Here is a 3,161-nt window from a genome sequence, read left to right as displayed (position 1 = left end):
GTGAGCGTCACGATCACCCCATCTTGCCTGGGGGCTATGCATTAGCGAGATTTGCCACCTGACTTGCGAGGAGCGCGGGTGGATGGACCGGGACGACGCTGATGCCAGTCTTCAAGACAGGCATGAAGACAGTGATTATCGCCGGGTGGAGGTGATCACAGGCCGGCGGAAACGGCGCAACTGGACGCCGGCGGAGAAGGCGCGGATTGTAGCGGAAAGCGCGGAGCCGGGCGCCAACATCTCGGCTGTCGCGCGGCGGTGGGGGATCGATCGCGGTCTTCTTTCGGTCTGGCGACGGCAAGTGGGGCTGCTGCAGGCGAAAGCGGCGCCGGAGACGACGCCAGCCCTGCAGTTCGTGCCGATCACGATCGCGGGCGAGGAGCGGCAGCTCGCGCATAGTGACGAACGGAAGAAGGAGGCGCCCCCGTCGACCGGTCGGATCGAGCTGGAGATCGGCGAAAGCCGCCTTGTCCTGACGGGCTCGGTCGATCCGGCCCTGGCGGCTGCCGTCGTGGGTGCCTTGCGTGTGCGGCGGTGATTGCGCCAGCCGGTGACGTGAAGGTGGTGGTGGCGACGCAGCCGGTCGACTTCCGCCGCGGCATCAATGGCCTCGTTGCACTGGTCGCCTCGGCTCTTGCAGCCGATCCCTATTGCGGCGACGTCTTTGTCTTCCGTCCCAAGCGCGGCGACAGATTGCGCCTTCTTTTTTGGGACGGAAGCGGCATGGTTCTGGTCTCGAAATGGCTCGAATCCGGGCGCTTCACCTGGCCGCCGATCCGCGGCGGCCAGGTCCGGCTGACGCGCGATGAGTTCGCCCTTCTGGTGGCCGGCCTCGACTGGACGAGGGTGGCGAAGAAACACGTCAAAAGACCGGTCAGAGCGGCGTGAAGTGGCTGGATTTGCTTGAAGATTCGGGGTCGCCTGGTAGGGTTGATCATGTCGCCCCGCCCTGATTCGTTGCCATCGGATCCTGCCGATCTGCAGAGAATGGTTCTGGCTCTTAAAGCCGAGAACGCAGAGCTGCGCGTCTATGCCGATCTGCTTCGGCAGATGATCTTCGGGGTAAAATCGGAGAAGCTGGCCGTGCTCGATCCGACGCAGATCGCGCTCGATCTCGGTGACCTCTGCGAGGTGCCGGCCGCGGCCAATGACGATAGCGCCGAAAACGAGGATCGGCCGCGACGCAAGCACCGGTCGGCATCGCGCAACATCGGTGCCCTGCCGAAGCATCTGCCGCGCTGCGAGGACGTGATCGAGCCGCAGAGCACGATCTGCTCCTGTTGCGGACTTCCCCTCCATCACATCGGCGAGGATGTCAGTGAGGCCCTCGATATCGTTCCGGCACTTCTGCGCGTGATCCGCACGATCCGGCCCAAATACGCCTGCCGGTCCTGCGAGGCCCATGTCGTCCAGGCGCCGGCGCGAGCGCGGGTAATGGACGGCGGCATGGCAACGACGGCGCTGGTGGCGCATGTGGTCGTCGCCAAGTTCGCCTGGCATCTTCCGCTCTATCGGCAGTCGCAGATCTTCTCGGGGTTACGGCATCCATCTCGACCGGGGCACGCTCGGCGGCTGGGTCGGACGGGCCGCCTGGTGGCTGCGGCCGCTTTACGGTCGCCTGCTTGCCTTCATCCGCTCGCAGCCGCGGGTGTTTTGTGACGAAACGCCGCTGCCGCGACTTGATCCGGGACGCAAGCGCACGAAAGTCTGCCAGTTGTGGGCGCAGGCCGTCGATGATCGTCCCTGGCAGGGGCCGGCACCGCCGGCAGTCGGCTATGTGTTTGCAGAAAGCCGGGGAACCGGAGAGATCGAGGCACAGCTTTCAACATTCGACGGCATTCTCCAGGTCGATGGCTATGCCGCCTACAAGAGCCTGGCGAAGCGGCGGCGCAAGAGCAATGCCGCGCCCTTGCAGCTTGCCTTTTGTCTGGCCCATGCTCGGCGCAAGTTCGTCGAGGTGGTCAAGACGACGGGCTCGAGCGAGGCGCTGGCGGTGGTCGCCGCTATTGCCGAGATCTACCGGATCGAGGAATGCATTCGCGGCATGAGCGCCGAGCAGCGCCTGTCGGTGCGCAAGGCCGAGAGCGCTCCGCTCATGGCGGCACTGAAGGAGCGGCTGGAGACGCTGATCGATGAGGTCTCGGCCAAGTCGTCGCTCGGCAAGGCCGTCGCCTACACGCTGGCGCATTGGCATGGGCTGACAGCCTTCCTCGCGGACGGACGGATCGAAGTCGATAGCAACGTTGTCGAGCGTTCGCTCAAGCCGGTCTGTCTGACGAGGAAGAATAGCCTTTTTGCCGGATCCGTCCGCGGTGGCGAGACATGGGCGGTGCTGGCATCACTGGTCAACTCGGCAAAGCTCAATGGTCTCGATCCCGAAACCTGGCTCGCCGACGTGCTCGAGCAGATCGTCTCGGGGGCCATTCCGGTCAATCGGCTCGACGCGCTGTTGCCGTGGAATTGGAAGGCAGACCGGGAAGCACCGGGCCAACTGGAGACCATGGCGGCATGATCAGACGTCGGTCAAAAGGGCCCGTCGCCGCTCGGCCCGCCGCGGCTTCCTCGGTTCCGCCTTCGCGCCCGATGACGATGCGGCCTTCGAGACGTTCTTGCACAAGCGGCGGCCGCATCCGCCGGTCTTCGGCATGGATGGGTTCGACGGCTATCTGACGGCGCTCATCATCGGTCCGCGCTTTATCGACCCGCGCCAATGGATTGACTTGTTTGCAGGCGAGCAAGCGCTGATGGCGCTCGAAGGCACGACCGAGGCGCTCGCCGTTCAGACGCTGGTTGCCAACTACAATCGCATCTCGACCGGGCTTGCCGAAACGCCGGGGGCCTGGCGCCCGCGCTTTGCGCGGCGGGAGGACGGCACGTTCGACGCCTTCGAATGGTCGACGGCCTTCCTGCTCGCCACCGGCTACGCCCCAAGGCTCTGGCGCCCCGTTCCCCACGGCCATGCCAAAACCGGCGACATCATCGCCCCAATCCAGGACACGACAGGGCTGAACTCCCGGCTCGACGACGAAGGCGTCGCTGCCATCGCCAGGGCCGTCGTCGCCATCCGCTCGTACTTCATGCCCAAGCGAGTCAAAGCGGCCCGCATCTGCATCCTGCTTCTGTCAAGCAAGGATAGTGGTGCGGTGCTCGTGACGCTTACG

2 protein-coding genes and 2 pseudogenes are annotated in these 3,161 nt (G+C 65.0%); all 4 read left to right on the top strand.

The genetic code is table 11. From position 1 onward, the window contains the following. Positions 1-82: 82 nt before the first annotated feature. Positions 83-538 carry an IS66-like element accessory protein TnpA gene (gene tnpA / locus AC0YKC_RS33885; RefSeq protein WP_488514227.1) on the top strand — a complete coding sequence of 152 codons (456 nt, stop codon included), beginning with the start codon at positions 83-85 and terminating at the stop codon, positions 536-538. Further along, entirely contained in the window at positions 535-888 is a 354-nt protein-coding gene (gene tnpB / locus AC0YKC_RS33880) for an IS66 family insertion sequence element accessory protein TnpB (protein WP_488514226.1), read from the top strand. Before tnpA ends, tnpB begins: the two co-directional genes overlap by 4 nt. 48 nt (positions 889-936) lie before the next feature. Further along, positions 937-2,512: pseudogene (gene tnpC / locus AC0YKC_RS33875) on the top strand (IS66 family transposase). A gap of 73 nt (positions 2,513-2,585) precedes the next feature. Beyond that, positions 2,586-3,095: pseudogene (locus AC0YKC_RS33870) on the top strand (UPF0149 family protein); the annotation flags it as partial. Between the last annotated feature and the right edge of the window lie 66 nt (positions 3,096-3,161).

Source organism: Mesorhizobium sp. CNPSo 4661 (genome assembly GCF_057784215.1).
This window is presented reverse-complemented; position numbering and strand designations above follow the sequence as displayed.